The following is a 24,079-nucleotide window of genomic DNA, read 5'->3' on the forward strand; positions in this document are numbered from 1 at the left end:
CCCGTCGCGCCGGACGGCCACACCCGCCCCGGAGACGACCCGTGGGGCGGCGGCGTGACACGCGGGACGCCCGGTCCCGCCGCCCGGTCACCGAGTCCCGCCACCGTGTCGGGTCCTGCCGCCCTGTCACGCCTCCCGGCCGGAGGCCAGCAGCGCGGACAGTACGTCGATCCGGTTCGTCGTGATCGAGTCCACGCCCCGCGCGGCCAGCCGTCGCATGACACGCCGGGTGTCCGCGGTCCAGGCGGAGACCAGCAGCCCGGCCCGGTGATCACGCGCCACCGACTCCGCGCTGATGAGCCCGAAGCGGTAGTTGAGCCAGCGCGGGCGGACGGCCGCGAGCAGGGCCGGGCGCGGTGGCGCGAGCGTCGTCCAGGTCATGGCGATCTCGGCGGTTCCGTCGGCGGCGCGGACGGCCAGCATCGTGCCGGGGCCCGCGCAGTAGCGGACGCGCTCCGCCGCGCCGCCCTCGCGCACGACGCCGACGACCGTACGCACCGACTCCTCGGTGGCGCCCGGGAGGTCGATCATCAGCGGGTCCCCGTCGGTCGCGCGGAGCGCCTCCCGCAGCGTCGGCACACCGCCGTCGGTCAGCTCCCTTACCTGACGACAAGTCAGTTCCGTGAGCCGCCGGTCATGGCCCCACAGTCGCTTCAGCGAGGAGTCGTGCAGCAGGACGGGCACACCGTCCCGGGTGGTCCGGACATCGATCTCGACCACGTCCGCGCCGTGTTCGCGCGCCGACCGGACCGACGCGATCGTGTTCTCCCGGACCCGGTAGGGGTCACCGCGGTGGCCGACGGCCACGACGGGCCGTCGGCCACCGGTCCGTCGACCGGCGGATCCTTGGCAGGCGGATCCTTGACCGCCGGGCGGGCCGCCGGCCGCCGTCACCGCGCGAGCCACTTGTCGGTGTACGCGTCGATCTCCTCGCTGATCGCCCGCTTGCCCGCCTGATCGAGGAAGGACGCCTCGACCGCGTTCTTCGCCAGGGACGCCAGCCCCCGCTCGTCCAGGTCCAGCAACCGGGCGGCGATCGCGTACTCCTGGTTGAGGTCCGTGCCGAACATCGGCGGGTCGTCGCTGTTGATCGTCACCAGCACCCCGGCCGCCGCCATCGCCTTGACGGGGTGCGCGTCGAGGTCCGTGACGGCGCGGGTGGCGATGTTGGAGGTGGGGCACACCTCCAGCGGAATCCGGTGCTCCGCCAGATGCGCCAGCAGCGCCGGGTCCTGGACGGCGCTGGTGCCGTGGCCGACGCGCTCCGCGCCCAGCTCGCGCAGCGCGTCCCAGATGGTCTCCGGGCCGGTGGTCTCACCGGCGTGCGGCACGGACCGCAGCCCCGCGGCGACGGCACGGTCGAAGTACGGCTTGAACTGGGGCCGGGGAACGCCGATCTCCGGGCCGCCCAGACCGAACGAGACCAGTCCCTCGGGCCGCAGGTCCAGCGCGAGCCGGGTGGTCTCCTCGGCCGCCGCCAGCCCGGCCTCGCCCGGGATGTCGAAGCACCAGCGCAGGACGACCCCCAGCTCCCGTTCGGCGGACCTCCGCGCGTCCTCGATCGCCTCCATGAACCCCTGCTCGGGGATGCCCCGGCTGGTGGAGCTGAACGGGGTCACCGTCAGCTCGGCGTAGCGGATGTTCTGCCGGGCCATGTCCCGGGCGATCTCGAACGTGAGCAGCCGTATGTCCTCGGGCGTGCGGATCAGGTCGACCACGGACAGGTAGACGTCGATGAAGTGCGCGAAGTCGGTGAAGGTGAAGTACTCGGCGATGGCCCCGGGATCGGACGGCACCCGCGAGTCGGGGTGCCGGGCGGCGAGGGCGGCCACCGTACGCGGTGAGGCCGAGCCGACGTGGTGGACGTGCAGCTCTGCCTTGGGCAGCCCCGCGATGAACGCGGTGAAGGACTGCGGATCGGCCATCGGGACCTCCGGATGCTGGAAGCGGACACCCCGCCGGTACGGCTCCGGCGGTGCGGGACGTCCGAGCGGCCGCGGTGAGCCCGCAGGCGGTGCGAGGCGGCGCGCGGGGCCGGCTACGGCGACGGAACACACCGCCGTCACCGGGCGTCCGCTCGGGCAGAGGTCATCGTAGGCCGGGCCGGATCGGTGTCGGACCGAGGCCGTAGCATGACGGGACGACGATGGGGAGGCCCACTTGCCAGACAACACAGAACAGCCGTCGGGCCGCTACGAGCCCCAGGATCCCTGGGCGCCGCCGGGGAGCGCGGCCCAGCCGGCCAAGCCGGACCCGGGGGCGGCCTCCGGACCGGGAGCGGGGTCCATACCCGGGCCGGGGTCGGGTTCGGGATCCGGGGCGGCCTCCGGATCAGGGTCCGTGCACGACATGCCGACCGTGGTGGAAATACCGGGCGCGGCACCGCAGTCCGGCTCCTCCGTCCCCCCGCCGCCGACCGCCCCCGGCGGACCGGCTTCGCCCGCCCCGGGCCCGTACGGCTACCCGGCCGCGCCGCCCGTGCAGTCGGCGCCCGGCGCCCAGCAGTCCGCGACCCCGTACGGCGCCGGCCCGGGCGGCCCGGCCTACGGCTACCCCGCCACCGGCTACCCCGCCTACGGCGGCCCCGGCTGGCAGGCGAACTCGGGCAACAACGGTATGGGGATCGCCGCGATGGTCCTCGGCATCATCGGCGTGGTCGGGTTCTGCATGTGGGGCCTCGGTGTCGTCCTCGGTGTCCTCGCGCTGATCTTCGGCGTCATCGGCCGCCGCCGCGCCCAGCGGGGCGAGGCGACGAACGGCGGGATGGCGCTCGCGGGCATCGTCCTGGGGTCCATCGCCACACTCATCGGTGCCGCGTTCCTCGCCTTCCTGATCTGGGCCATCGCGTCGGGCGAGGGCGACTACGACACCACGGACGAAGACCCCTTCGCCACCTCGCTCGTGGTCGGTCCCGCCCGCTGAACCGGACCGGGACGGGAGCACCGACCGATGCCCGGCCCGAGCCGGAGCGGAGCGAGGCCCAGGCGCGGGGAGTTCGCGTCGTGTGCGGGTCACCCGCCGGGGGCCGGGGCTCGGGGCCTCGGCTCGTTCGGCTCCCTCGGCGCAGGCGGGCGGGCACGGCCCTCGGCCGCGGGGCTCCCCGGCTCCGGACCCGGATCTCGTGGGCCGCCCGGCATCGCCTCTCCACCGTCCGTGCCCAGGGCTCAGCCTTCGGAGCGGAGCCGTTCCCGCGCCTCCATCAGCGCGAAGCCCAGCAGGTTGAGGCCGCGCCAGCGCGCCGGGTCCCGCGCCCGTTCGTCGTCCGCCGCCAGGCCGATGCCCCAGACACGGTCCGTCGGGCTGGCCTCCACGAGTATCCGGTCGCCCGTCGCCAGCAGGAACGACCGCAGCTCCGGATGGTGGCCGAACTTGTGGACGCTGCCCGCCACGACGATCCCGTACCGCTCGCGCTCCCAGACGCTCTCGTCGAAACCGCGCACCAGCCGCCCCGCACGCTTCGCGAGGGCAGGGTTGCCCGCCTTGATCGCGGACCGCTCGGCCCCCTCGTCCTTGAAGAGCCGGGCCTTGGCCGCCATCATCCAGTGCTCGGCCGTCGGATAGGTCACCCCGTCGACGGTGAAGGGCGAGGGCCACCACTGGCTGAGGCAGCCCGGGCCCGGCGTCCCGTCCGGGCGGGGCCTGTGGCCCCAGAAATACACGTACTTGATCCGCTTGCCGCGCGCGGCCGCCTCGACCAGTGCGGCGGTGGTGCGCACGGCCCCCGCCGTACCGTCCTCCGTGTCCGGCACGGAGTCCCCCGTGTTCTCGCTCATGCCCCCCAGTCTGCCAACGCCCACTGACACTCGCCCCGCCACCGTCCCCGGAGCGCCCCATGTATGACGGATCCCGTCGTGTGACCGAACCGGCCGGGTCCGCACGGACCGCCGCCGTCCTCACCCGGCGTTCGCTGCTGCGCGCCACCGGCGCCGGCGCGCTCGCCATCGGCCCCCTCGGCACGCTGGCCGGCTGCGGCATCCCGCCGGCCCGGCGCGGCGGCGACGGCCCCACCGCCCCCGACCACTCGGCCGACGAGAAGCGGGTCGTCTTCTCCAACTGGACCGAGTACATGGACGTCAGCGAGGACGGCGGACGCCACCCGACCCTCCAGGACTTCACCAGGCGCACGGGCATCAAGGTCGCCTACACCACCGACATCAACGACAACGTCGAGTTCTTCGGCAAGATCCGGCCCCAGCTCGCCGCCGGGCAGGACACCGGACGCGACCTCGTCTGTGTCACCGACTGGCTGGCCGCCCGCATGATCCGGCTCGGCTGGGCCCGGCCGCTGAACCCCGCGAACCTGCCGCACGCCTACGCGAACCTGGCCGCGCGGTTCCGCTCGCCCGACTGGGACCCGGGGCGCGCGCACAGCTACCCGTGGACCGGTACCGCGACCGTCATCGCCTACAACACCAGGGCCACCGGCGGCCGTACGGTCGACTCCGTCTCCCAGCTGCTGGACGATCCCCGGCTCGCCGGCCGGGTGGCCCTGCTCGCCGAGATGCGCGACACGGTCGGCATGACCCTGCTCGACCTCGGCAAGGACCCGGCGGTGTGCACCGACGAGGACTTCGACGCGGCGCTCGCCCGGCTGCGGGGCGCCGTCGACCGCGGTCAGATCCGCCGGTTCACCGGCAACGACTACACGGCCGACCTCGACAGCGGCGACATCGCGGCCTGCCTCGCCTGGGCGGGGGACGTCGTCCAGCTCCGCGCCGACAATCCGGACATCAAGTACGCCATACCCGCGAGCGGTTACCTCAGTTCCACCGACAACCTGCTCGTCCCCGCCGGCGCACGGCACCAGACGAACGCCGAGAAGCTCATCGACCACTACTACCGGCCGCCCGTCGCGGCCCGGCTCGCCGCGTACATCAAATACGTCTGCCCGGTCGACGGCGTACGCGCCGAACTCGCCCGTATCGACCCGTCGATGGCCGACGACCCCCTGATCACCCCGGACGCGGCGACGGCCGCCGCCTCGCACGCCTTCCGCTCGCTCGGCGGCGCGGAGGAGGCCGCGTACGAGGAGAAGTTCGCCACGCTCATCGGCGCCTAGTGCCGCGACCGGCAGGGTTTGCCCGTCAAGGAGCGGCGTCCGGTGCGTGTGATCGCAAGGCGGGCAGAAGTCCATGTAGCGGAGCTACCTGGGCTTGTGGCCAACGCGGCGAGCGCGCGTGCCGGGCGTCGCGACGGGGCAAACCTTGCCGGTCGCGGCACTAGGTGCGGTGGGTATCCTGGCCCTGGTCGCCGGCCAGGCCGTCGAGTTCCTCGTGCCGATGTGGGCACGAGGGGCGCCCGACTGGTGCTGACCTCTCCCGAGCCCGGATCACTTGCGAAGTCGAGAACGGTACTCGCCCGGGGCAGTGCCTCGGGCACGTCTGAAGGCCCGGCTGAAAGCGTGCGGAGAACCGTATCCGACCGCGCCGGAGATCGACTCGACCGGCTCATCGGTATCGCGGAGCCGGACGGACGCCAGGTCGATGCGCCACTGCGTCAGGTACGCGCCCGGCGTCTGTCCGAGGGCGGACCGGAAACGCCTGGACAGCGTCGCCCGGGAGACGCTCGTCGCGGCGGCCAGGGTCTCCGTGGTCCAGGGGTGTCCCGGTTGGGCGTGGACACATGCCAGAGCGTCGCGCACGACCGGATCACGCATCGCTCCCAGCCATGAGCCGGACTGCTCCTGCGGGTGGCGGGCCAGCCAGGCGCGTACGAACTGGACGAGCAGAAGGTCGACGATGCTGTTGATGGCGGCGGTGGTGCCGATCCGCGGCTGTGCGAGCTCGGCAGCGAGAAGTTCGACGGTCCTTCCGAGCTGCGCGTTCTCCCGGGCTGTGACGTGCATCGGCCGAGCGAGGGAGGTAAGCACCGGTGTGCGCACCTCCGGGTCCTGCTCATAGTGCAGGAGGATCACTTCCGTCTGCACCGGCGCCGAGCCCAGACGCAGGGCCCGGCCATCGCCAATGGCTCGGGCCGCCTCTTCCCGGTCGCAGGAACCCATCGTCACGTCGGCGCCGCCGGCTATCCCGTGTGCGGTGCCCGGCGACACCAGGACGGCGTCTCCGGCCTGCACCTGAAGAGGTTTCTCGCCTGTGACGTGGAGCCACATGGTGCCGCGGGACACCACGTGCAGTGCCGCTCCTGGAAAGGAGTCCAGCCACAGGCCCCAGGTTCCTCCGGCCTTCAGCATGACCCCGAGCGCCCCACGCGCACCCGAAACATGTAAGACCTCCGCCAGCACATCCATGGGTCCATTCTCGTCCACCGCCGCGAACCGCCGCCGACGGCCGACGACGCATGTCTCCTCGTCCGCAGCTTCAGGCCACGTCAAGAACAATTTTTCCGTGCACCTTCCGCGTGAACAGCGCCTGGACGGCGTCGCGCACGTCCTGCCAGTCGCCTCGAAGTCCGACCGGTGCCGAGAGCCTCCCGGCGGCCATGAGGCCCAGCAGGTCCGTCAGCTCCCCGCCGGTCGGCGTCATGTCGCCGTAGGTGGCGATGCTGCGGGGCTCACCGAAGCCGAACAAGGCCCCTGACGGGAACGTGGTTTCCTGCCCCGAGGAGTAACCGACCAGGTGGATGGTGCCGCCCTCGGCGAGGGAACTCCACGCCTGGGCCACCAGCGGGCCGCCGACCGTGTCCAGGACGAGGTCGAACCGGTCCCCGGTCTCGGCCAAGTCCGTCAGGACCCTGTCGGCGCCGAGTTCACGGAGCCCGGCGGCCCGCTCCGGCGAACCGACGAGTGCCGTCACCCGGGCACCCGCCAGCGCCGCCAGCTGGACGGCGAAGTGCCCCACACCCCCGCTGGCGCCGGTGATCAGCACGTCGCGCGCCAGCAGGGAACGCTTGCGCAGCACCCGGAATGCGGAGACTCCGGCTATCCCCAGCGCGGCGGCGTCGGCCAGGTCCACGCCCTCGGGGACGGTGCCGAGCGAGGCGGGGCTGACTGCCACCCGCTCCGCCCACGCGTGGGGAGCCATTCCCACTGCGACGCGCGTACCTTCGGGCGGCCCCGAGCCGTCGGATGCGGCGCGCACCACGACGCCGGCCGCGTCGTGACCGTGCACAGCGCCGGCCGGCCACTTGTGCACGTAATTCAGCTCTCCGAAGTTGAGACTGATGTGCTGTATCTCCACCAACGCCTCACCGGTGGACGGTACGGGCTCATCGACATCGGCGAACCGGACGGGTCCGGCCTCGCTGTGATCGACCACAAGGGCGCGCATAGGGGTGTGTTTCCTTCTCTCGTGGATGTGCCTGAACATTCGGCGCGGCGACAGATCGGGTCCGCACATGCCGCCCTGTCGTCTTCTTGGAACCCTACGCAGGACCGGGACGGTGACCAGACCCGTGAGAATCAATCAGTTGACGATCTGTGTCAGTGCGTCCCACGTCGGCGCTTCCGCTTCCTCAACTTCCTCAACATGCGAGCCCACCAGTCTCACGGCCGGTGCAGCGGAAGCAGGGTGCCGGCGGCCGGAGTAGGGGGCGGTAAAGCTGCCGTGCGTGGCGACCGGCCCCGCACGACGGTGCTTGCCTCGGCGCCGCTCCATCCACTGCGCTGACTGACGCAGCCCGTTCACCCCGGGTGCGCCTGAGGGGCCGATGACCATGACCGGGCCGGGCCGGGCCGGCGCAGCCGCTCGGACAAGCGGATCATCAGGTCGGCTGTTGCGCGCTCACGGCCGAAGAAGCACAGGGCGTCCTTGGGCCCGAAGGCCGCGAGGCCCGGGTAAGCGCACTGCTCGCGGTCGGCGCCGGCAGGGACCGATCGTAGCCTTCTAGTGTCGCGTCAGCCCAGGCTTGCCCCGCTCGCCGCCCCGGCGCGGCCGTCCGCGGCGTTGCCGAACCGACCGAGCAGTCCCCCTACGAGGCCGATTCAGCGCCTTGCGGCCGACCGCACCAGGACGCCTCGCCACTGGGCAGACCTTGACCGACCCGGCACCTAGGAACCGTGAACCCATGACACAGCCCGTATCCCCCCGGGCCGGAGCCGGCACCGGACCCGCCGCCGGTGATCTCCGCCTCGCCGGGATCAGCAAGACGTACGGTACGGTCCGGGCCGTCCGGCCCCTCGACCTCACCGTGGAGCAAGGATCCTTCTTCGCCCTTCTCGGCGCCTCCGGCTGCGGCAAGACCACCACCCTGCGGATGATCGCCGGACTGGAGGAGCCCACCACCGGCGCGGTCCTCCTCGGCGGCCACGACGTCACGGACCTGCCCGCGCACAAGCGCCCGGTCAACACCGTCTTCCAGAGCTACGCGCTCTTCCCGCACCTCGACGTCCACGAGAACGTCGCCTTCGGCCTGCGCAGGCGCGGCATCAGGTCCGTACGCGCCAAGGTCGGCGAGATGCTCGACCTCGTCCAGCTCGGGGACCACGCCCGGCGCAGGCCGCACCAGCTCTCCGGCGGTCAGCAGCAGCGCGTCGCCCTGGCCCGCGCGCTGATCAACCGGCCGCGCGTGCTGCTGCTGGACGAGCCGCTCGCCGCCCTGGACCTCGCGCTGCGCCGCCGGATGCGACTGGAGCTCAAGCGCGTCCAGACCGAGGTCGGCATCACCTTCGTCCATGTCACGCACGACCAGGAGGAGGCTATGGCCCTGGCCGACACCGTCGCCGTGATGAACGCGGGCCGGGTCGAGCAAGTGGGCCCTCCCGCCGAGCTCTACGACCGTCCCGGGACCCCCTTCGTCGCCGGCTTCCTCGGTAACTCAAACCTGGTCGAGGCCACGGTCGCCACCACAGGCGGCGACGAGATCACGGTCACCGCGGGCGGGACGGCACTCCGCGTGCCCGCCGGGCGCTGTCCACGCGACGTCGCGCGCGGCGACACCCTCCTGATCGGTGTCCGCCCCGAGAAGATCTCCCTCACGCACGCCGACGACACCGGCAGTGGCAACGGCAGTGGCAGCGTCGGCGGAGCCGCTGACGGCGGCGGCGGTTCGGTGGCCGACGGACGCAATCGCGTCACCGGCCGGATCGTCGACGCCGCGTTCCTGGGTGTCTCCACGCAGTACGTGATCGACAGCCCCGTCCGGGCCGGACTGGAGGTGTACGTACAGAACGCGGGCCACGACCGAGGGCCGCGGCCCGGCGCCGCGGTGGTCCTGCACTGGGACCCCGCGCACACCTTCGGCCTGCGCGACGAGCCCTCCGCCGCGACCGTGGGAGCGATATGAGCGCGACAGAAGTTTCCGGGAGTGAGGTGAGGGCGCCGGAGGTCCCCGGGGGCGACGGAAGCGTGCCGGAGGTCTCCACCGACCGCGCTCGGCCGGGAGGACCCGCCCGCCGCGGGGTGCTGCCTTACGCGCTGCTCCTGCCCGCCGTCCTGTGGCTGCTCGTCCTCTTCCTCGTGCCGATGGTCTACCAGGCGTCGACGTCCCTCCAGACCGGTTCCCTGGAGGAGGGCTTCGAGGTCACCTGGCACGTACGCACCTACGCGGACGCGTTCGGCGCGTACTGGCCGCAGTTCGCGCGCTCCCTGCTGTACGCGGGCTCCGCCACGCTCCTGTGCCTGGTGCTCGGATACCCGCTCGCCTACCTCATCGCCGTCAAGGCGGGCCGCTGGCGCCACACACTGCTGGTCCTCGTCGTCGCGCCGTTCTTCACGAGCTTCCTGATCCGTACGCTCGCCTGGAAGGCGATCCTCGCGGACGGCGGTACGGTCGTCGCCCTGCTGGACCGGCTCCATGTCCTCGACGTCACCCGCGCGCTCGGCTGGACCGAGGGGAACCGGGTGCTGGCCACGCCCCTGGCGGTCGTGTGCGGGCTGACGTACAGCTTCCTGCCGTTCATGATCCTGCCGTTGTACGCGTCCCTGGACCGCGTGGACGTCCGGCTCCACGAGGCCGCGCGCGACCTCTACGCGTCCGCGCCGGCCGTCTTCCGCAGGGTCACGCTCCCGCTCTCCCTCCCCGGCGTCGTCTCCGGCACCCTCCTCACCTTCATTCCGGCCAGCGGCGACTACATCAACGCCGAACTACTGGGCTCCACCGGCACCAGGATGGCCGGCAACGTGATCCAGTCGCAGTTCCTGCGCGTGCTGGACTACCCGACGGCCGCCGCGCTCTCCTTCCTGCTCATGGCGGTCGTCCTGCTGCTGGTCACGGTGTACATCCGCCGGGCCGGAACGGAGGACCTCGTCCGATGAGCGGCACGCCCACGTCCTCACCCGCGCCCACGTCCTCACCCGCGCCCACGTACGAACAAACACCGGCGCGGAGGCCCACCGCGACGCCCGCGGCAACGACCGCCCCGCGCAGGGCGCCACGCCGACGCCGCCGACGGGCGAGGCCCCCCCTCGTGACCCTCGTGGGCCTGCTGACGCTGTGCTACCTGGTCCTGCCCAACCTCGTCGTCCTCCTGTTCTCCTTCAACAAGCCGGACGGGCGCTTCAACTACACCTGGCGGCGCTTCTCCGCCGACGCCTGGACCGACCCCTGCTCGGTCGCCGGCCTGTGCGACTCCCTGGTGCTCTCGCTCCGGATCGCCGCCTGGGCGACGCTCGGCGCCACCGTCCTGGGCACCGCCGCCGCCTTCGCGCTCGCACGTCACCGTTTCAGGGGACGGCCGGGCGTCAACGCGCTGGTCTTCCTGCCGATGGCGATGCCCGAGGTCGTCATGGCGGCCTCGCTGCTCACACTCTTCCTCAACCTGGGCGTGCGCCTGGGCTTTTGGACCGTCCTCCTGGCGCACATCACCTTCTGCCTCAGCTTCGTGGTGACGGCCGTCAAGGCACGGATCCTGTCCATGGACCCGAGACTGGAGGAAGCCGCACGCGATCTCTACGCGGGGCCGGTCCGGACGTTCCTGCGCGTCACCCTGCCGATCGCCGCACCCGGGATCGCGGCGGGCGCGCTGCTGGCCTTCGCGCTCTCCTTCGACGACTTCGTCATCACGAACTTCACCGCGGGCTCGGCCGTGACCTTCCCCATGTACGTCTGGGGCTCGGTGCAGCGCGGCACCCCGGTGCAGGTCAATGTGATCGGTACGGCGATGTTCGCCGTGGCCGTGGCGGCGGTGGCCGCCGGGCAGCTGGTGGGCCGCCACCGCCGGGCGAGGGCGGACCGCCGTGCCGGCACGCGAAAGTCATGGCACGAAGTCGCGTCATGAGCCGCCGCCCCCGCGCTCTCCCCCGTGGACGCACATGTCAGCGACGCGGAACAGTGACACAGAAGGGAGGCCAGGCGGATGACTGGCGCGGGGGCGGGGCCGGGGACGAGGAGCGCGGTGGAGTGGCTGGTGTCGGCGGCCCCGGATCCCGAGGCGTGCCGGTCGGAGTGGGAGCGCGGCCCGGCGGGGGTGACGCTCCTGCCGGCCGGACGCCGCTGGGACGTCCTGATCCTGCCGGGCGCGCTCGGCCGTCCGGCTCTGGACGTGCTCACCCGGCTCGTCGACCGGCCCGGCCCGGTGCTCGCCGGCCCCGGGGACACCCGCCTGGGATTCTTCGTACCGCCGGGAACGGTCGCGCGCTGGGTCGGCACGGGGGTGCGGGGCGTGGGCCGGGGCGCCTGGATCGCCGTCCCGTACCCGGGCCGCACATGCGGCGGGACGCGCTGGCTGATCCCGCCGGACGGCTCGGGCACGCTCACCGATCTGTCGGTCCTGGAGCGGGCGATGCATGAGGCGGCGGCCGGCCTGGCGGCTCGGAGCCCGAGCCGAGGGCCGGGCCGGGGGCCGGGTCCGGCCCCGGTGCCGGGTCGGAGGCCGGGCTCGGGTCCTGGCCCCGTTCCGGACCGGGGGAGCGGCGCGGGGTACGACGGCTGAGCGAGGCGCGGGGTCGGCCGGGGCGGACATACGAGCCCGCCACGGCCGCGAGGACCAGCAGCATCCCGCACAGGGCCACGCTCGCGAGCACGTCGACCGGCCAGTGGTAGCCGCGCAGCAGCAGACCGGTGCCCGTCGCCAGCGTGAGGAGGACGGCGACGGGCACCGTGCGGCGCCACCCCGCGTACGGAGCGAGCAGCAGCGCCGCGCCGCCGTACGCGATCATCGCCGTGGCCGTGTGGCCCGAGGGGTAGTAGCCCGTCGCGTCGGTGAGCGGTCCCGGCCGGTCCGTCCAGACCTTCAGCGGGACCACGACGAGCGGCACCGCGACCGCCGCCAGCGCGACCGCCAGGGCCGGACCGCGCCGCCCCCGCCACAGCGCGTACGCCACCGCGAGGACGAGGACGGGCAGCGCGACGAGCGGGCCCCCGAGGTCGGCGCAGAACTGTGCCAGCGGCTGTGGTCCCCGGCCGGCGAGCCGGAGCTCCACCCGCTCGTCCGGGAGCAGCAGCGGACCGCGCACGGCGACCTGCCAGGTGAGCACCGCGAAGAGGACCGCGCACACCGCGAACGTACCGAACGCGCGGGCGAGACAGGTGCGGGAAGGAGAGCGGGAGAAAGAAGGCGGCCGCCCGGGAACAGGGGGGACAGTTCCGGGGCGGCCGTCAGGACCGGTGTGCCGCGCGCCCCGGGGGGTGTGGGACGGGCGGCCATCCGATCGGTGAGGAGTTCTGGAGCCCGAAGCTCCAGTGGTGTGCGCGAAGGCACGACCGAAGCGGAGCTGGGGATGCTCCACGCCGGTGTCGCTCGCAGTCCCCTGCGAGCGGGGTGTTTCTCTCATCTGCGGAAACCGTACGCGAGGCGAGAGGGTCCCGACAGCCGCGAACGCCACCCGCCATCGCCCTCGCACACCTTCTTCACACGCCCTGACAGGTGTGGAGCGGGCGGTGTGCCACGGCAGGGCGTTGTGTCACAGCGAGGTGGTGGGGCGTGGTGAGGCGGGGACCGGTCAGAGGTCGGCCAGCGCGTTCTCCAGGATGTCCAGGCCCTCCTCCAGCAGGTCCTCACCGATCACCAGGGGCGGCAGGAAGCGCAGCACGTTGCCGTACGTGCCGCAGGTGAGCACCAGCAGGCCCGCCGCGTGGCACGCGGCGGCGAGCGCGGCCGTCGCCTCGGGCGCGGGCTCCTTGGTCCGCCGGTCCTTCACCAGTTCGATGGCGATCATGGCGCCGCGGCCACGGACGTCGCCGATGAGGTCGTACTTCTCCCGCAGCGCCGACAGCCGCCCCTTCATGACCGTCTCGATGCGCCGGGCCTTCGCGGGGAGGTCCAGTTCCCTCATCGTCTCGATGGCGCCGAGCGCGGCGGCGCAGGCCACCGGGTTGCCGCCGTAGGTGCCGCCCAGTCCGCCCGGGTGCGCCGCGTCCATGATCTCGGCGCGGCCGGTGACGGCGGCCAGCGGCAGGCCGCCCGCGATGCCCTTCGCGGTGGTGATCAGGTCGGGGACGACCCCCTCGTCCTCGCACGCGAACCACCGGCCGGTGCGGCAGAACCCGGACTGGATCTCGTCGGCCACGAAGACGATCCCGTTGTCCCTGGCGAACGCCGCGAGCGCAGGCAGGAAGCCCTTCGCGGGCTCGATGAAGCCGCCCTCGCCGAGCAGCGGCTCGATGACGATCGCGGCGACGTTCTCGGCGCCGATCTGCTTGCTGATCTGGTCGATGGCCTGGGCGGACGCCTCGGGACCACAGTTCTCGGGCCCGGTCGGCCAGCGGTAGCCGTAGGCGACCGGCACCCGGTAGATCTCCGGGGCGAACGGCCCGAAGCCGTTCTTGTACGGCATGTTCTTCGCGGTCAGCGCCATGGTGAGGTTCGTACGGCCGTGGTAGCCGTGGTCGAAGACGACGACGGCCTGGCGCCCGGTGTACGACCGGGCGATCTTCACGGCGTTCTCGACGGCCTCGGCACCGGAGTTGAACAGCGCGCTCTTCTTGGCGTGGTCGCCCGGTGTCAGCTCCGCGAGCCGCTCGCACACCTCCACGTACCCCTCGTAGGGCGTGACCATGAAACAGGTGTGGGTGAAGTCGGCGAGCTGGGCGGCCGCCCGGCGCACGACGGCCTCGGCGCTCGCGCCGACCGAGGTCACGGCGATGCCGGAGCCGAAGTCGATCAGCCGGTTGCCGTCCACGTCCTCGACGATGCCGCCGCCCGCGCGGGCGGCGAAGACGGGCATCACGGACCCCACGCCGCGGGCGACCGCGGCGGTCCTGCGCGCCTGCAACTCCTGGGACGTGGGGCCGGGGAGGGCGGTGACGACACGGCGCTCCTGCGGGACTGCGTTCATGAGGGGCTCCTGGGGTGTGTCCGGGGCGGGCCCGGGTGCGTCTTTCCTCGCAGGCTAGGGGCGGGGACGGGGTACGGGCACGCGCCGTTCAGGAGTGTTCGGGGGTGTGTCGTTGTCCGCCATGGACATGGCCCGGCGGGTACGCGGCGGGCCGGGGACGGTCGGGAAGGGCCCCGAGCGGGCAACGCCCGTACGGGCGGGGGGCGATGACCTGCCGCCCGACGGGTGGCCATGGTCATACATTGAACGGGTACGACCACGCGGACCGACTGCGCAGGGGGCAGGGCTACATGGGAACCGACGGCACGCACGACGCACGGGACACTCGCGCCACTTCCCTGCCGCGTCAGGCAGGACCGCCGCAGCCACCGACCCCGCCGCCCATGCCATCCGTGCCGCCACCCGCCGTGCCGCCTTCGGCCGTGCCGCCACCCGCCGTGCCGCCTTCGGCCGTACCGTCCGCGGCCGCGCCGCCTCCGGCCGTGCCATTCGGCGCCGGCGCGTTGCCGCCCGCGCCGGGGCACGCCCCCGGCGCGACCGCCGGCCCCACGCTGCGCGAGTGGCTCCATGTGCCGCGGACCGCGGACGCGCCGGGCGTCTGGGCGTACGGGCATCGCGTGCGCCCCCCGGAGGAGCCGGAGCGCACGCCGACGCGGCAGCTCGTCAGCGGCGCGCTGATCTCGCTCCTCGCCGGACTGCTGCTCTGGTCGCTGCTGTGGAACAACTACCTCGGCGGCTTCTGGCTCTGGCCGCTCTACATGTTCACGCCCGACTCCTGGCGCGGGACGATGGCCTCGGTCGTCGCCGCGTACGTCTACTACGCGCTGGTCGCCGGCGGCCTGCTGGTCCTGTTCGGGCGGCTCGGCCGGTGGGCCGAGCTGGGGCGGCGCGTGCTGGGTCACCGGCCGGCCCGGGCGGCGAAGGAGGCGGTCCCGCCGCCCCCCGAGCCCGAGGACGATCCGGCCGAGTGGCCCGACCTGCGGGCCGCCGGCCAGAGCGAGACCGCCGGCCGGCTCGCCGCCGAGGTGCGCGACGGGCGCATGAACGACGTCGACTACGCGAGGATCCGGCGTGCCTGGCTCTCCGTGCGCGCCGACCCCACCCGGCTCACGGCCTTCACCGAGGCCGTGCGCGGCACGGGCGCCGCCGCCTGTGTCCACCCCTCCGGCAAGCGGGACCTGCCCGTGCGCGCGGCCCGGCACGACCTGCTCGCACGCCAGGTCAGGCTCGGCACGGTCCAGGACGGGGAGCGCAATCCGTACTCCAGGCGCGGCACCGGACTCGCGCTGGACCCGGCCGTGCTGGGCACGTCGCTGCTGGCCGTCGGGCCGCCCGGGGCCGGCAAGACCGGCTCCCTGGTCCGGCCGGTGGTGGAGTCGCTGGCGCTCCAGGCGCTCGCCGGGCAGGCCGCGGTCGTCGCCGTCTGCGCCGCCGGCACCCCGCTCGGACCCGACGACGCCTATGACGTCGTCGTCCGGGTCGGCGATCCGGACTCGGTGCACGACCTCGACCTGTACGGCGGGACGAACGATCCGGACGAGGCCGCCGCCCTCCTCGCCGAAGGGCTCGTCGGGGACCTCGCGGACCAGGACGGCAGGCGGGCCACGACGGCACTCGCCCAGCTGCTCGGGCCGTTCGGAGTGGCGCACGGGCGGCTGCCCGGCGTCCCGGAGCTGCGGGAACTGCTCGACGGCGAGTCGGCCGCGCTGGCCGCGCTGCGCGAGGCGCTGGACGCCGGGGGACACGGCGCGATGCGGCGGGAACTCGACGCGCGCGAGCGGCAGTCGGGCACGCCCGGCGATCCGGGCCGGGCGCTCGCGGACCGGTTGGCGTTGCTGGACCGGCCCGCGTTCGCGGGGTTCTTCGACACGCGCGGGCGCACCAGGCCGTTCTCCCCGCGTGCCCTGCAACACCCGCTGCGGGTCCGGATCGACCTGCCGGAGCGCGGCCACGCCGAGGCGTCCCGGACGCTGGCGCGGCTGGTGCTGGCGCAGTTCACGGCGCACGCCGCGGCGCGCGCGGACCGGTCCCTCTTCGTCTGTCTGGTCCTGGACGACGCGACCCGCACGCTCACCGCTCAGACACTGCGCGGAGTGCAGCGGCTGCGCTCGGCGAACGCGGGCGCGGTGCTGACGCTGCGTACGCTCGACGACGTACCCGAGACACTGCATACGGCGCTGCTCGGGGCCGTCGGATGCAGGATGGCGTTCTCCGGCATCACCACCTGGGACGGCAAGCGGTTCGCGGAGGCCTGGGGCACCGAGTGGGTGCAGACCCGGGACGTCACCCAGCGCACGGTCTTCGCCGACCAGCCGCTGACGCGCGCCATCCACGCTTTCCGCAAGCTCGTCACGGGCAAGGCCGTGACCACGGACGCGGTGACCGTACGGACCGTGGAACGGGAGCGCTGGTCCGCGTCCGACCTGGCACATTCCGTGCCGGCGGGCCACGCGGTGCTGTCGCTGCGGACGGTGGGGGGCGAGCACGCGCCGCCGCTGCTGGTGGACCTGCGGAGCTGAGCCCGGCCGGGCGAGCAGGCGTACGGGGGCGTACGGGGCCGGCGCGGGGGCCGCCATGTGCGGGTGGCATAACCGGCACCCCTACGCCTTGTCGTACAACCTGGCAGAATGAGGGGATGCCGTTCATACGGGACGGCGTACGGGGCCGTGGAGCCGCCCGCGGCCCTGCCCCTCCGCTGCCGAAGGCCCTACGGTTCCCCCCATGCCGCCCACCCTCGCCTCCCTCGTCCAGCATTCGGCGCTCCAACTCACCGTGCGCGCGGGGGAGGACGGGCTCATGGCCCCGGTGCGCTGGGTGCACGCGAGCGAGCTGGCGGACCCCGTCCCGTACATGGAGGGCGGCGAACTGCTCCTGATCACCGCGGCGGCGCTGGACGCCGAGGACCCGGAGCAGATGGAGCGCTACGTGCGGCGGCTGGTGGACGCCGGAGTGGTGGGCCTCGGCTTCGCCGTCGGTGTGAACTACCCGGACATCCCGGACGCGCTGCTCGGGGCGGCCCGGTCGGCCGGCCTGCCGCTGCTGGGCGTACCCCGGCGCACCCCGTTCCTCGCGATCAGCAAGGCCGTGTCGGCGGAGATCGCGGCGGACCAGTACCGCGCGGTGACGGCCGGGTTCGAGGCACAGCGGGAACTGACCCGCGCCGCGCTCACCGACGGGCCGTCCGAACTGCTGGCCCGGCTGGCGGCGCACGTGGACGGCTGGGCGGCCCTGTACGACGCGTCCGGCGCGGTCGTCGCCGCGGCGCCCGAGTGGGCGGCCCGACGGGCGGCCCGGCTGTCGCCGGACATCGAGCGGCTGCGGGAGCGGAGGATGCCGGCGAGCACGGTGGCCGGCGAGCCCGGGGGGTGCGGGGAGGAGACCGGCGAGGAGCCCGCGGGGGAGGCCGGGGGCGACCGGGTGGAACTCCACTCCCTGGGCACCGGCCGCCGGATGCGCGGCGCCCTGGCCGTCGGCACGGCGTCGGCGCTGGGCACGGCGGAGCGCTACGCGGTGCACTCGGCGGTGGCGCTGCTCACCCTCACCACCGAGCGCTCCCGCTCCCTCCAGGCGGCGGAACAGCGCCTCGGCGCGGCGGTGCTGCGGATGCTGCTGTCCGGGCAGCCGGACCACGCGCGGGCCGTGGCGGGCGACCTGTACGGAGAACTGCTCGACGCGCCGTTCCGGCTGCTGGTCGCGGAGGTGACCGACGCCGTGCCGGACTCCGGGGACATCCATCCGCTCCATGTCCTCGCCGAGTCCCTGGAGACGGCGGCCGCGCGGGCGGGCGAGGCGACGCTGACCGTGCCGGACGGCGGGAAGCGGCTGGCTGTCCTGGCCGCGGACAGGGGAGCGGTGGTCACGGCCGCCGGCGAGTACGCGGGATGGGAGGCGGAGGACGTCGGCGTGGTCATCGGTCTCTCCGCGCCGACGGGCCCGATCGCGGCGGCGGGCGCGTACAAACAGGCCGAACAGGCGCTGTCGGTGGCCAGGCGGCGCGGTCGCGCGCTGGTCGAGCACGAGGACCTGGCGGCGGGCTCGATCCTGCCGCTCCTCGCGGACGACGCGGTACGGGCGTTCGCGGACGGCATGCTGCGCGCGCTGCGCGAACACGACGCGAAGGGCCGCGGCGACCTGGTCGCCTCCCTGCGCGCCTGGCTCTCGCGCCACGGCCAGTGGGACGCGGCGGCGGCGGACCTGGGCGTCCACCGCCACACGCTGCGCTACCGGATGCGCCGGGTGGAGGAGATCCTGGGCCGCTCGCTGGACGATCCGGACGTGCGGATGGAGCTGTGGCTGGCGCTGAAGACGACCGCGCCGGTGCGGCTGCCGCCGACGGGCTGAGGCGGGGCCCCTCGCTGGGCCCCCGGCGGCGCCCCGCCACCGCGCCGACGCGGCACCGGGGAACAAGCAGCCGCGCGGTGCCGGACGCCCGCGCGGGGCGGCGGGGCGGCGGGGCCGCCGAAGTCCCGTGACGCTACGAAATGGCGCACGACGCCACCTCACCGCTCCACCATGCACAAGCCGTTCCCCGCGGCTCCGCCCCTACCGTGGGAGCAGGCACCCAGCCATCACCACCCGCCTACTGGGAAGGGCCCGGACTCGCCATGACTTCCACCCACGCTTTCTGGCTCGCCGGCCGCCAGGCCACCGGCGAGGAGACGCTCGACGTGACGTCCCCCTGGGACGGCCGGGTCGTCGGTACGGTCTCCGTGCCGACCGAGCGGCAGGTCGAGGAGGCCGTCGCCGCCGCGCACTCCGTGCTCGACGAGTTCGCCGCGACCCCCGCGCACGTCCGCGCCGCCGCCCTCGACCACGTCTCGCGCCGGCTCGTCGAGCGCACCGAGGAGATCGCCCGGCTGATCTCCGCCGAGAACGGCAAGCCCCTCAAGTGGGCCCGGGGCGAGGTCGGCCGTGCCGTGTCCGTGTTCCGGTTCGCGGCCGAGGAGGCCCGCCGGTTCAACAGTGGGGACTCCCAGCGCCTCGACACCGACGCGGGCGGCACCGGCCGGCTCGCGTTCACCCGGCGCTTCCCCCGGGGCGTCGTCCTCGGGATCGCGCCGTTCAACTTCCCCCTCAACCTCTGCGCGCACAAGATCGCCCCGGCCATCGCCGTCGGCGCCCCGATCATCCTCAAGCCCGCCCCGGCCACCCCGCTCTCCGGGCTCCTCCTCGGCGAGCTGCTGGCCGAGACCGAGCTGCCCGAGGGCGCCTGGTCCGTACTGCCGGTGCCGAACGACCGGATGCCCGCCCTCGTCCAGGACGAGCGGCTGCCCGTGATCTCCTTCACCGGTTCGGACAAGGTCGGCTTCGCGATCATGGACTCGGTGCCGCGCAAGCACTGCACGCTCGAACTCGGCGGGAACGGCGCCGCCGTCGTCCTCGCCGACTACGCGAGCGAGGAGGACCTGGACTGGGCGGCGAGCCGGATCGCCACCTTCTCGAACTACCAGGGCGGCCAGTCCTGCATCTCCGTCCAGCGCGTGATCGCCGACGCCTCACTGTACGAACGGCTCGTGCCCAAGATTGTCGCCGCCGTCGAGGCCCAGGTCACCGGGGACCCCGCCGACGACGCCACCGACGTGGGGCCGCTCGTCAGCGAGGACGCCGCCAAGCGCGTCGAGTCCTGGGTCGACGAGGCCGTACGGGAGGGCGCCCAGCTGCTCACCGGAGGGAAGCGCGACGGCGCGAGCTACGCGCCCACCGTGCTCGCCGACGTGCCCGACCACACCACGCTCGCCCGCGAGGAGGTCTTCGGGCCGGTCCTCACCCTGCGCCGGGTGGAGGGCGAGAGCGAGGCGTACCAGCGGGTCAACGACTCCAAGTACGGCCTGCAGGCCGGGGTCTTCACCCATGACCTCCAGACCGCCTTCCGGGCCCACCGCGCCCTGGAGGTCGGCGGGGTGATCGTCGGCGACGTCCCCTCGTACCGCGCCGACCAGATGCCGTACGGCGGTGCCAAGCAGTCCGGCGTCGGCCGCGAGGGCGTGCGCTTCGCGATGGACGACTACACCTACGAGCGGGTCATGGTGTTCACCGGCCTGGAGCTGTAGGACCACCGGCGCGCGGGCGGCCCCGGCCCCCGCGCGCCCGGGTGGACGACTGGTGGGGTGCGCCGGAATCGGGTAGATACGGACGAGTGGTACCAGTTGGCGCGTCCACCGTCCGGACCCCACTCCCCGGCGAGGTGAGTTCCCCATGTCCGCACCCTCCGTCCCCTCAGAAGCGTCCGTACCGCAGGAGCCGCACGGCACGCCCAAGGTCACCGAGCGGGAGGCGCGCCAGGTCGCCGAGGCCGCCCGGGAACAGCGCTGGAGCAGGCCGAGCTTCGCCAAGGAGCTGTTCCTCGGCCGGTTCCGGCTCGACCTGATCCACCCCCACCCGCTGCCCGCGCCCGACGACGTCAGGCGGGGCGAGGAGTTCCTGGCGAAGCTGCGCGCCTTCTGCGAGACGGAGATCGACGGGGCGTTGATCGAGCGCGAGGCGCGGATCCCCGACGAGGTGGTGCGCGGCCTGAAGGAGTTGGGCGCGCTCGGCATGAAGATCGACCCCGGCCACGGCGGTCTCGGTCTCACCCAGGTGTACTACAACCGGGCGCTGGCCCTGGTCGGCTCCGCCAGCCCGGCGGTCGGGGCGCTGCTCTCCGCGCATCAGTCCATCGGCGTACCGCAGCCGCTCAAGCTCTTCGGCACCCGGGAGCAGAAGGACGCGTTCCTGCCGCGCCTGGCCCGTACCGACATCTCGGCGTTCCTGCTCACCGAGCCGGACGTGGGCTCCGACCCGGCCCGGCTGGCGACCACGGCCGTGCGGGACGGGGACGCGTACGTGCTCGACGGCGTGAAGCTCTGGACGACCAACGGGGTCGTCGCCGATCTGCTGGTGGTCATGGCGCGGGTGCCCGCCTACCAGGCCGACACGCAGGGGGAAGGCCGGGGCGGGATCACCGCGTTCGTCGTCGAGGCCGACTCCCCGGGCATCACGGTCGAGAACCGCAACGCGTTCATGGGCCTGCGCGGCCTGGAGAACGGTGTGACCCGGTTCCACCGGGTGCGGGTCCCGGTGGCGAACCGCATCGGCCCCGAGGGCGCCGGTCTCAAGATCGCCCTCACCACCCTCAACACGGGCCGGCTCTCGCTGCCCGCCATGTGCGTGGGCGCGGGCAAGTGGTGCCTGAAGACCGCACGCGAGTGGTCCGCGGCCCGTGAGCAGTGGGGCAAACCGGTCGCCCGGCACGAGGCGGTCGGCGCGAAGATCTCCTTCATCGCGGCGACGACGTTCGCGCTGGAGGCGGTCGTGGAACTGGCGTCCCAGATGGCGGACGAGGATCGCACCGACATCCGGATCGAGGCGGCCCTGGCCAAGCTGTACGGCTCGGAGATGGGCTGGCTGATGGCCGACGAACTGGTCCAGATCCGGGGCGGACGCGGTTTCGAGACGGCGGATTCGCTGGCGGCCCGCGGCGAACGCGCCGTGCCGGCCGAGCAGATGCTCCGCGACATGCGCATCAACCGCATCTTCGAGGGCTCCACGGAGATCATGCACCTGCTGATCGCCCGCGAGGCCGTCGACGCCCACCTCGCCGTGGCGGGGGACATCATCGACCCTGAGGCGTCCCCGCGGGACAAGGCGAAGGCCGGCGCGCGGGCCGGCGCGTTCTACGCCCGCTGGCTGCCGAAACTGGTCGCGGGCCCGGGCCAACTGCCGGGCGCGTACGGCGCCTTCCACCACCCGGGCCACCCGGACCTGTCGGCGCGGCTGCGCTACGTCGAGCGGACGTCGCGCAGGCTGGCCCGGTCCACCTTCTACGCCATGTCGCGCTGGCAGGGGCGGATGGAGACCAAACAGGGCTTCCTGGGGCGCGTGGTGGACATCGGCGCGGAGCTGTTCGCCATGAGCGCCGCCTGTGTGCGCGCCGAACTGCTGCGCTCGCGCGGGGAACACGGCCGTGAGGCGTACCAGCTGGCCGACGCCTTCTGCCGGCAGGCGCGGATCCGGGTGGAGGAGCTGTTCGACCGGCTGTGGTCCAACACGGACGAGCTGGACCGCAGGGTCGTCGGCGGGGTCCTGACGGGCCGGTACGCCTGGCTGGAGGAGGGCATCGCCGACCCGAGCGGCGAGGGCCCCTGGATCGCGGACGCCACCCCGGGCCCGTCGCGGCGGGAGAACGTGCACCGCCCGATCCGGTGACGACGGAGGCCTGGCGGAGCGCGGCGGGCGGTCACCCGCCGCGCTCCGCACGGCTCAGCTGAACGGGCGGCTCAGCTGAACGGGTCGAGCGTGATGAACGCCGCCTGCGGGTTGCCGTCGGTCACCAGCGACTCGTGGTTGCCGACGTCGTCGAAGGCGAAGGCGTACGCCTTGCCGTCGGCCATCTGGGCGTGGATGGCACGCGCGTAGTGGTTGGTGACCGCGTCCTTGTAGAAGTTCGCGTTGTCGGCGTCCGGCTGGTTGGGGTTGGACAGGAGCGTGGAACGGTTGTAGCCGGCGCACAGGGTGCGGGAGATCGGCCCGCGCACGGCGTCGTTGGGCGCGTCCAGCAGCTTGTGGCAGCCGAAGACCGAGTCGGCGTCGGGCTTCTGGAACGAGGTGACGACCGCGCCCGCGCCGTTGGTGAAGTTCATGACGTTGCCGGAGACGCGGCCGAAGTACTTGGTGTTCGGCTGGTCCTTGAACGGCGTCACCGTCAGCGTCGAGGACGCGTACTTGGTCCAGACCCGGTTGATGTAGTCGTTCATCACGGACGCGGGCAGCACCCCGGTCCCCACGGCGTGACCGGGCGAGAGCGCGCGCAGGATCGTGCCGTCGGAGCGGGTCTGGATCAGGTTGGCCCAGCCGCCGGACTGCGACTTGAGCGCGTTGTAGAACGCGTTGTAGCCGCCGGGCTTGAGGTGGCCGGTGTTCTTCGTGGTGCCGTTCGCGAGCTTGACGCCGACCGCGTACGGCGCGGAGACCATGTCCACCTGCGTGCTGTTGATCCACAGCCCGCCGTCGTTGAGCGTGTACTCGGTCCAGTTGAACAGGATGTTCCGGTTCGGGTCGCTCGGGTTCTGCACGGCGGGCTGCACCAGGCCGCCGGTGGTGAGCCGGAAGTCGAGCTTCTGTCCGTACGAGAAGTACACCCGGCCCGAGAACTTCGGCAGGCGGATGGTGAGGGACTGCCCGTTGGCGGGCCCGGCGATCGACGCGTCGGGCGCGGGCGTGGGCGGATTGCCGCCGGCGGGCCAGGGGTGGAACGTGCCGTTCGCGTCGGCCCAGCCCTGTCTTCCCGTCGCGAGATCGGTGCCGAGGTTGTAGAGGTAGACGCGATCGTTGCGGCCGGACTTGTTGGTGATCGTGATCGGGATGGTCGCGGGCACGGCGGCGGTGTTCCCGGCCTCCGGCGCGGCCTTGCCGGGCGCCGCGGTGGCGGGTCCGGCGGCCACGAGGCCGGTGGTGAGGAGCGCGGCGGCGGTCAGTGAGACCAGCGGTTTGCGTATGGGGGGCACGGCTCTGCCTCCTGGGTGTGGGGGTTCTGAGAGCGCTCTCAGAATCAGGCCGCGAGAAGGATGTGTCAACGAACTGTGCGGTTGTGCACACCTTGTGACGGCGCGTCGGGCAGGTGCCGCCGAGCACGGGTGGAGGGACGCCACCCCGGTGCTCGACAACCCGCCGCTGTCTCGACGGGGCGCCTCCGCCCGTGCCGCGTGACGTGCCTCGCCGTCCGGGGCGCGGCTCCACGGCGCGGACGGCCCGTTGGGCGCCGGCCCCGCTCCGGGTGGATGACCTGGGACTCTCGAGGCCGTCGTGACGGCGGTCAGCGGCCCCGCACGCCGCGGCGCGCAGCGCACAGGCGTACGCCCGGGGCCACGCATTCCGCCGCGGTGCGACGCGCACCACACCGTGCGGCGACGCGCACCACGATCCGCGAGACGACGCGCACCACGCCGAGCACCGCCCCACACCCCCACACACCGCCCCGCGCACCACACCCC

General features: G+C 73.3%; 17 protein-coding genes and 2 pseudogenes. 10 read left to right on the forward strand and 9 right to left on the reverse strand.

The window, feature by feature from the left end:
• Window positions 1-126: 126 nt before the first annotated feature.
• Both ACU6P3_RS25350 and ACU6P3_RS25355 read right to left on the reverse strand, forming a co-directional pair.
• Window positions 127-807 (reverse strand): glycerophosphodiester phosphodiesterase, encoded by a 681-nt coding sequence (locus ACU6P3_RS25350; RefSeq protein WP_447194244.1) that lies wholly within the window; start codon window positions 805-807, stop codon window positions 127-129.
• A gap of 83 nt (window positions 808-890) precedes the next feature.
• The gene (locus ACU6P3_RS25355; RefSeq protein WP_447194245.1) at window positions 891-1,925 is read right to left on the reverse strand and encodes an adenosine deaminase; all 1,035 of its coding nucleotides are present in this window, start codon (window positions 1,923-1,925) and stop codon (window positions 891-893) included.
• Window positions 1,926-2,160: 235 nt separating this feature from the next.
• Between ACU6P3_RS25355 and ACU6P3_RS25360 the strand changes: the two genes are divergently transcribed.
• The gene (locus ACU6P3_RS25360) at window positions 2,161-2,922 is read left to right on the forward strand and encodes a DUF4190 domain-containing protein (protein ID WP_447194246.1); all 762 of its coding nucleotides are present in this window, start codon (window positions 2,161-2,163) and stop codon (window positions 2,920-2,922) included.
• Between the two features lie 242 nt (window positions 2,923-3,164).
• On the opposite strand, the gene ybiA is transcribed toward ACU6P3_RS25360, so the two are convergent.
• Entirely contained in the window at window positions 3,165-3,773 is a 609-nt protein-coding gene (gene ybiA, locus ACU6P3_RS25365; RefSeq protein WP_447194247.1) for a riboflavin biosynthesis intermediates N-glycosidase, read from the reverse strand.
• Between the two features lie 59 nt (window positions 3,774-3,832).
• Here ybiA and ACU6P3_RS25370 point away from each other — a divergent pair, with 59 nt between their 5' ends.
• Window positions 3,833-5,059, forward strand: coding sequence for an ABC transporter substrate-binding protein (locus ACU6P3_RS25370; RefSeq protein ID WP_447194248.1), 1,227 nt, complete (start codon window positions 3,833-3,835; stop codon window positions 5,057-5,059).
• Window positions 5,060-5,329: 270 nt separating this feature from the next.
• Here ACU6P3_RS25370 and ACU6P3_RS25375 read toward each other — a convergent pair whose 3' ends face one another.
• The 3 genes and pseudogenes from ACU6P3_RS25375 to ACU6P3_RS25385 all read right to left on the reverse strand — a co-directional run.
• Window positions 5,330-6,247, reverse strand: coding sequence for an AraC family transcriptional regulator (locus tag ACU6P3_RS25375; RefSeq protein WP_447194249.1), 918 nt, complete (start codon window positions 6,245-6,247; stop codon window positions 5,330-5,332).
• A gap of 70 nt (window positions 6,248-6,317) precedes the next feature.
• Window positions 6,318-7,226 (reverse strand): zinc-binding dehydrogenase, encoded by a 909-nt coding sequence (locus ACU6P3_RS25380; protein ID WP_447194250.1) that lies wholly within the window; start codon window positions 7,224-7,226, stop codon window positions 6,318-6,320.
• Window positions 7,227-7,579: 353 nt separating this feature from the next.
• Window positions 7,580-7,723, reverse strand: a pseudogene (locus ACU6P3_RS25385) (hypothetical protein); the annotation flags it as partial.
• Between the two features lie 239 nt (window positions 7,724-7,962).
• Between ACU6P3_RS25385 and ACU6P3_RS25390 the strand changes: the two are divergent.
• The 4 genes from ACU6P3_RS25390 to ACU6P3_RS25405 all read left to right on the forward strand — a co-directional run bounded on the left by ACU6P3_RS25390 (window position 7,963) and on the right by ACU6P3_RS25405 (window position 11,767).
• On the forward strand, window positions 7,963-9,180 hold the full coding sequence (locus tag ACU6P3_RS25390; RefSeq protein ID WP_447194251.1) for an ABC transporter ATP-binding protein: 1,218 nt from the start codon (window positions 7,963-7,965) through the stop codon (window positions 9,178-9,180).
• Window positions 9,177-10,151: an ABC transporter permease gene (locus tag ACU6P3_RS25395; RefSeq protein WP_447194252.1), complete on the forward strand. Its 975-nt coding sequence runs from the start codon at window positions 9,177-9,179 to the stop codon at window positions 10,149-10,151. The genes ACU6P3_RS25390 and ACU6P3_RS25395 overlap by 4 nt, the downstream gene beginning before the upstream one ends.
• On the forward strand, window positions 10,148-11,113 hold the full coding sequence (locus ACU6P3_RS25400) for an ABC transporter permease (protein ID WP_447194253.1): 966 nt from the start codon (window positions 10,148-10,150) through the stop codon (window positions 11,111-11,113). The genes ACU6P3_RS25395 and ACU6P3_RS25400 overlap by 4 nt, the downstream gene beginning before the upstream one ends.
• 78 nt (window positions 11,114-11,191) lie before the next feature.
• Window positions 11,192-11,767: a hypothetical protein gene (locus ACU6P3_RS25405; protein WP_447194254.1), complete on the forward strand. Its 576-nt coding sequence runs from the start codon at window positions 11,192-11,194 to the stop codon at window positions 11,765-11,767.
• 55 nt (window positions 11,768-11,822) lie between these two features.
• Here ACU6P3_RS25405 and ACU6P3_RS25410 read toward each other — a convergent pair.
• Both ACU6P3_RS25410 and gabT read right to left on the reverse strand, forming a co-directional pair.
• Window positions 11,823-12,608 (reverse strand): annotated as a pseudogene (locus ACU6P3_RS25410) (phosphatase PAP2 family protein); the annotation flags it as partial.
• Between the two features lie 168 nt (window positions 12,609-12,776).
• A complete protein-coding gene (gene gabT, locus ACU6P3_RS25415; protein ID WP_447194255.1) occupies window positions 12,777-14,111 on the reverse strand; it encodes a 4-aminobutyrate--2-oxoglutarate transaminase in 1,335 nt (444 codons plus the stop codon).
• Between the two features lie 290 nt (window positions 14,112-14,401).
• On the opposite strand from gabT, the gene ACU6P3_RS25420 reads away from it, so the two are divergent.
• The 4 genes from ACU6P3_RS25420 to ACU6P3_RS25435 all read left to right on the forward strand — a co-directional run bounded on the left by ACU6P3_RS25420 (window position 14,402) and on the right by ACU6P3_RS25435 (window position 22,295).
• Entirely contained in the window at window positions 14,402-16,630 is a 2,229-nt protein-coding gene (locus ACU6P3_RS25420) for an ATP-binding protein (protein WP_447198070.1), read from the forward strand.
• Between the two features lie 202 nt (window positions 16,631-16,832).
• Entirely contained in the window at window positions 16,833-18,452 is a 1,620-nt protein-coding gene (locus ACU6P3_RS25425) for a PucR family transcriptional regulator (protein ID WP_447194256.1), read from the forward strand.
• 263 nt (window positions 18,453-18,715) lie between these two features.
• Window positions 18,716-20,161: an aldehyde dehydrogenase family protein gene (locus ACU6P3_RS25430; RefSeq protein WP_447194257.1), complete on the forward strand. Its 1,446-nt coding sequence runs from the start codon at window positions 18,716-18,718 to the stop codon at window positions 20,159-20,161.
• 145 nt (window positions 20,162-20,306) lie between these two features.
• On the forward strand, window positions 20,307-22,295 hold the full coding sequence (locus ACU6P3_RS25435) for an acyl-CoA dehydrogenase family protein (protein WP_447194258.1): 1,989 nt from the start codon (window positions 20,307-20,309) through the stop codon (window positions 22,293-22,295).
• A gap of 71 nt (window positions 22,296-22,366) precedes the next feature.
• Here the strand turns inward: ACU6P3_RS25435 and ACU6P3_RS25440 are convergent, their stop codons facing one another.
• A complete protein-coding gene (locus tag ACU6P3_RS25440) occupies window positions 22,367-23,593 on the reverse strand; it encodes a glycoside hydrolase family 64 protein (RefSeq protein ID WP_447194259.1) in 1,227 nt (408 codons plus the stop codon).
• Window positions 23,594-24,079: the final 486 nt, after the last annotated feature.

This window comes from Streptomyces hebeiensis (genome assembly GCF_052983195.1).

What these genes read in the sequence shown, in the direction of transcription:
- ACU6P3_RS25395 (WP_447194252.1), top strand. Translation starts at nt 9,177, where the DNA reads ATGAGCGCGACAGAAGTTTCCGGGAGTGAGGTGAGGGCGCCGGAGGTC.
- ACU6P3_RS25370 (WP_447194248.1), top strand. Translation starts at nt 3,833, where the DNA reads ATGTATGACGGATCCCGTCGTGTGACCGAACCGGCCGGGTCCGCACGG.
- ybiA (WP_447194247.1), bottom strand. Translation starts at nt 3,773, where the DNA reads ATGAGCGAGAACACGGGGGACTCCGTGCCGGACACGGAGGACGGTACG.
- ACU6P3_RS25390 (WP_447194251.1), top strand. Translation starts at nt 7,963, where the DNA reads ATGACACAGCCCGTATCCCCCCGGGCCGGAGCCGGCACCGGACCCGCC.
- ACU6P3_RS25405 (WP_447194254.1), top strand. Translation starts at nt 11,192, where the DNA reads ATGACTGGCGCGGGGGCGGGGCCGGGGACGAGGAGCGCGGTGGAGTGG.
- ACU6P3_RS25380 (WP_447194250.1), bottom strand. Translation starts at nt 7,226, where the DNA reads ATGCGCGCCCTTGTGGTCGATCACAGCGAGGCCGGACCCGTCCGGTTC.
- ACU6P3_RS25375 (WP_447194249.1), bottom strand. Translation starts at nt 6,247, where the DNA reads ATGGATGTGCTGGCGGAGGTCTTACATGTTTCGGGTGCGCGTGGGGCG.
- ACU6P3_RS25430 (WP_447194257.1), top strand. Translation starts at nt 18,716, where the DNA reads ATGACTTCCACCCACGCTTTCTGGCTCGCCGGCCGCCAGGCCACCGGC.
- ACU6P3_RS25400 (WP_447194253.1), top strand. Translation starts at nt 10,148, where the DNA reads ATGAGCGGCACGCCCACGTCCTCACCCGCGCCCACGTCCTCACCCGCG.
- gabT (WP_447194255.1), bottom strand. Translation starts at nt 14,111, where the DNA reads ATGAACGCAGTCCCGCAGGAGCGCCGTGTCGTCACCGCCCTCCCCGGC.
- ACU6P3_RS25435 (WP_447194258.1), top strand. Translation starts at nt 20,307, where the DNA reads ATGTCCGCACCCTCCGTCCCCTCAGAAGCGTCCGTACCGCAGGAGCCG.
- ACU6P3_RS25425 (WP_447194256.1), top strand. Translation starts at nt 16,833, where the DNA reads ATGCCGCCCACCCTCGCCTCCCTCGTCCAGCATTCGGCGCTCCAACTC.
- ACU6P3_RS25420 (WP_447198070.1), top strand. Translation starts at nt 14,402, where the DNA reads ATGGGAACCGACGGCACGCACGACGCACGGGACACTCGCGCCACTTCC.
- ACU6P3_RS25355 (WP_447194245.1), bottom strand. Translation starts at nt 1,925, where the DNA reads ATGGCCGATCCGCAGTCCTTCACCGCGTTCATCGCGGGGCTGCCCAAG.